Below are 3,515 nucleotides of genomic sequence, written 5' to 3' on the forward strand. Positions count from 1 at the left end.
GCCCAGGATCCACCAGGTCCTGCGTTGCCCAGCCTGACCCCAGGAATCCGTGACGGCGCTGACCAGGAAAGCGAGAAATTCAACCATGGTTCGGAGCGCTCGCAAAAGCCAGGAGGTCAGCCCGCAGTCTCCCGATGCTCAACCAACGCCAACTGAGCGTACTGCCCGGGACGCGCCCGCCGCAGCCAGACACTGAAGCCAAGCCCAGCCGCAAGCGTTACCAGATACAGCGCCGGCAACCACGCCACGAACGGCGTATTCACCGTCGACAGCAAAGTAAAGTTGACACACACGGTCGTCAGCGCGACGGAAAGCCCAATCGCCGCACACACCGACGAAATGAGAACGACCGGCCCCGCTTCACGCCTACGCCGAACGACATAAAAAACGATAGCGATCGCCGCCGCTGCCTGAAGCGCGATGATTCCCAGCGTACCCATGCCGATCAGTACCGGAATAATCGCGGCATAGGGATCGGTTCGCGTAGAAGCGATACCAGCAAGACAAACGACCGTCGCAGCCGACATGCAGAGGGTTGCCGCCACCGGGACATTGCGAGCCTCGTCGAACCGGGCGAGCATCCGCGGCAGCAAGCCTTCGCGAGCCAGCGCGAACACGTAGCGAGAGGCGGCGGCATGAATCGCGATATAGGTCGCCAGCATCGACGTGCACAGCAGCACACCGGCGATATCGGATGCGGTCTGCCCGTCATATTGCTTGATGAGGTCCAGAATGAGTGTGCCGCCATGAGCGACGGCCGTCGCCTTCGCCTCGCCGACGCCGAGCGCGCCAACGGTGATCCACGCGGTCATCAAGTAAAACGAACCGATCAGGATGACCGAGACATAGCTGGCCAGCGGAATGCTCCGTACAGGGTCAGCGGCTTCCTTTGAATAAAGGGCACCCGATTCGAACCCGACGAAGCACGTGAACGCCGTCATCAGCGAGACGCCGACGCCAGGTGCCAGCCACTGGCTGGGCGCGAAGGAGGCGAGGGGGAACGCCGCCCATCCCTTCGCTGCGATGACACTGACATCGAAAACGACGAGCACCGCGGTCTCGACGATGATGATGACGGCCAGCAACTTGGTCGAAGCATCCATCGATCGATAGTTGAGAATGCCGGCGAGCACGACAGACACGGCGGCACAGATGGTCCAATCGACCCTGTGGCCGACCGCGATCGAGACCTGCTCGTCAAAGTACCCGCACGCCGCCGCGAGACCAAAGGTGAACGCGCCGTAGGACAGGATCGCGCTATAGGCGGTCCCGACGCCGAGTGGCTTGCCCAGGCCTTCGGCGACATAGGTATAGAACGCACCGGTACTGACAACCCGACGGCCGATGAAGGCGTAGCCGGTGGTAAACGCGATCAGGATCAGGCCGGCGATCAGGAACGCGACGGGTACGTTTCCGCCCGTGCCACGTGAGATGGCGATCGGGAGGTTGCCAATCATCGAGGCCAGTGGCGCTGCAGCCGCGAGCACCATGAAGACAATGAACTGGGTAGAAAGCTTGTGGGACTTTGGCGATTGCGCGGCGGCCGAACGGCTCACGGTAACTCCTGGGTGCAGTACGGATGGCGAGCGTGCGCTTCTCGAAAGCGCAGCCGGTCATTTTACAGCAGTGCAGGGCGCGTGTCGGTTTATGACATGAAACGCATGACGGCGTACTCAAAGGTAAAAGCAGTACAGAAACTGCAGGGCGCGTCGGTTGTACGAGCGAGAGCTTTGCAAGCCGGGATCGTTGGCATGAGGCATTCGTAGGCGCCCATCGATACCGGACTCACCCATGCCCTTGTTCAGCGGCAAGCACTAAGCAAGAAAGGCGCGTCTGAAGCAGAAGCCTGGATAAGATACGCCGCCGCGCCGGTCCCGGCGACTAGCTTTGACTATCTGGAGTGGTGCTTCGCGAGTCGCACGTCGACGTTTCCTGGACGCTCTCACTTGAGCCCGACGATGACTGCTTCTCACAGGAAGTCTCCACCACGTTTACCCTGCATCGAACTCGCTAGGCAGGCGTCTCAATTGCGGCGGATCGTCACCCGCACGCTATTGCCGAGATTCTCGATCTGAGGAACGACCGCATCCGACGGTTTCTGGTCGACGGGCGGCTTCAAGGTCACCAGGATGTTGTCGCCCTGACGGCAGACGACCGGCTCCTGGCCCGTGCTGGCCCAGGTTTGCTCCCACACCTGCGCCGGACCCCAGGGCAGGGGCTTCTGCGTGTGCGGCGTACGGTCTTCATCGCCTTCGGTGCATTGGAGCGGAGGAACGCGCTTGGGCAATGCGCCGGTCAGGAGCGTCTGGCGGACCATGACGGTGTAGTCGCGCTCCGGTTCCTGACTTGCGGGGGCAACGAAGGGCATCAGCAGGGCTATAGAAAGCAGGAGAGAAAGGCGCATCGGAATGGGACCAGCCGGGTTTGTGAGCGCGGCAGTATAAGGCGCCGGAGCAGGGTAACGGTGGTCCGACGAGGGACCGTACCCGACACGTCGACATCACGGCATCGGCGCTATTGCCATGCCTCGACACCGCTTCCTGGCGGTCGCCACTCCTGAGCTCGCCGGCCTCATGCGGATAGATGTCCCGTGCGCAACATCGTCGATTGCGTCGCGTTCGAGCGTGAGCTGCGTGTCGTCGTCCCGATCGGCATCCAGGTGCCCGCCTACCTCAGCGCCATCGGTCGGTCTCTTCTGCAGGTGCTTCCGGCCGATCGCCTGGCGAGCGTACTGCCGCCGAAACGCCCACGCCCGACAATCCATCGCAAACCCGCGATCGCGCTCAAAGCTGGGTTACTGCGTTGCCGTGACGCCATCGAGGCGAAAGTAGGGATGGCAGCACGGTGAACGCCCAGGCGAGCAAACGTCGTTCGATTGTCGCAGGCGCGACCGCGACGTTTCTCGAGCGAGGCTACGCGGGAGCGACGATGTCGCATATCGCACGCTCGGCGCAGGCGTCGAAGCAACGGTGTACAACCAGTTCGGCAGCAAGGAATCGCTTTTCGAGGCAGCCGTGAGCGACATCTGGTCGAGGTTCTAGGCTCTGCCTGACCGCAGGTCTGGCGACGACCTGGATAGCCCGAGGTCGGCCGTGTATTTTTAACCCCTGAATGTCATCTCTCACGGAGGTCAGATGTGGTTTATTGCTGCTTTGTCACTTGTAGCCGTCTCCGGCGCGCTCCAGGCAGCGCACACAAAGCCTCCTGCGTCCCTCCATGGCAAATGGGGTGATTTCACCTACCATCGCTCACTGGTAGTGATGGGGTCACCCTCCTCGCGGGCGTCGAGATAGACATAGGTAGCGGATGCGAATGAAGAGCAATAAGCGGATAACGCACGCCTACTGCATAGAAGCGGAGGAGGTTCTTCCGATAACGGGAGCCATGCTGTTTTATTTCGCCAGACCTGAGCGCGGCGCCTTGAGCTTCCTCTGCTCAACCGACACCTGCCGGAAACGAGGCGTCAAGGTCACCGGGGTGAACTATCACGTCCCACCCCAGGAGCAGACCAAGCA

General features: G+C 61.6%; 5 protein-coding genes. 3 read left to right on the forward strand and 2 right to left on the reverse strand.

The genetic code is table 11. The annotated features are described in order from the left end of the window. Positions 1–116 precede the first annotated feature (116 nt). A complete protein-coding gene (locus AC1DSN_RS20085; RefSeq protein ID WP_477332457.1) occupies positions 117–1,556 on the reverse strand; it encodes an APC family permease in 1,440 nt (479 codons plus the stop codon). Positions 1,557–2,023: 467 nt separating this feature from the next. After that, positions 2,024–2,404, reverse strand: coding sequence for a hypothetical protein (locus AC1DSN_RS20090; protein ID WP_477296979.1), 381 nt, complete (start codon positions 2,402–2,404; stop codon positions 2,024–2,026). A gap of 186 nt (positions 2,405–2,590) precedes the next feature. On the opposite strand from AC1DSN_RS20090, the gene AC1DSN_RS20095 reads away from it, so the two are divergent. From AC1DSN_RS20095 to AC1DSN_RS20105, 3 genes are all read left to right on the forward strand, one after another. Then, positions 2,591–2,848 carry an IclR family transcriptional regulator domain-containing protein gene (locus AC1DSN_RS20095; protein ID WP_477296981.1) on the forward strand — a complete coding sequence of 86 codons (258 nt, stop codon included), beginning with the start codon at positions 2,591–2,593 and terminating at the stop codon, positions 2,846–2,848. Further along, on the forward strand, positions 2,845–3,018 hold the full coding sequence (locus AC1DSN_RS20100) for a TetR family transcriptional regulator (RefSeq protein WP_477296982.1): 174 nt from the start codon (positions 2,845–2,847) through the stop codon (positions 3,016–3,018). The genes AC1DSN_RS20095 and AC1DSN_RS20100 overlap by 4 nt, the downstream gene beginning before the upstream one ends. 294 nt (positions 3,019–3,312) lie before the next feature. Next, a partial coding sequence (locus AC1DSN_RS20105) for a hypothetical protein (RefSeq protein ID WP_477332459.1) occupies positions 3,313–3,515 on the forward strand: 203 nt, incomplete at its 3' end.

This window comes from Luteibacter sp. P4_D7_3, assembly GCF_056401735.1.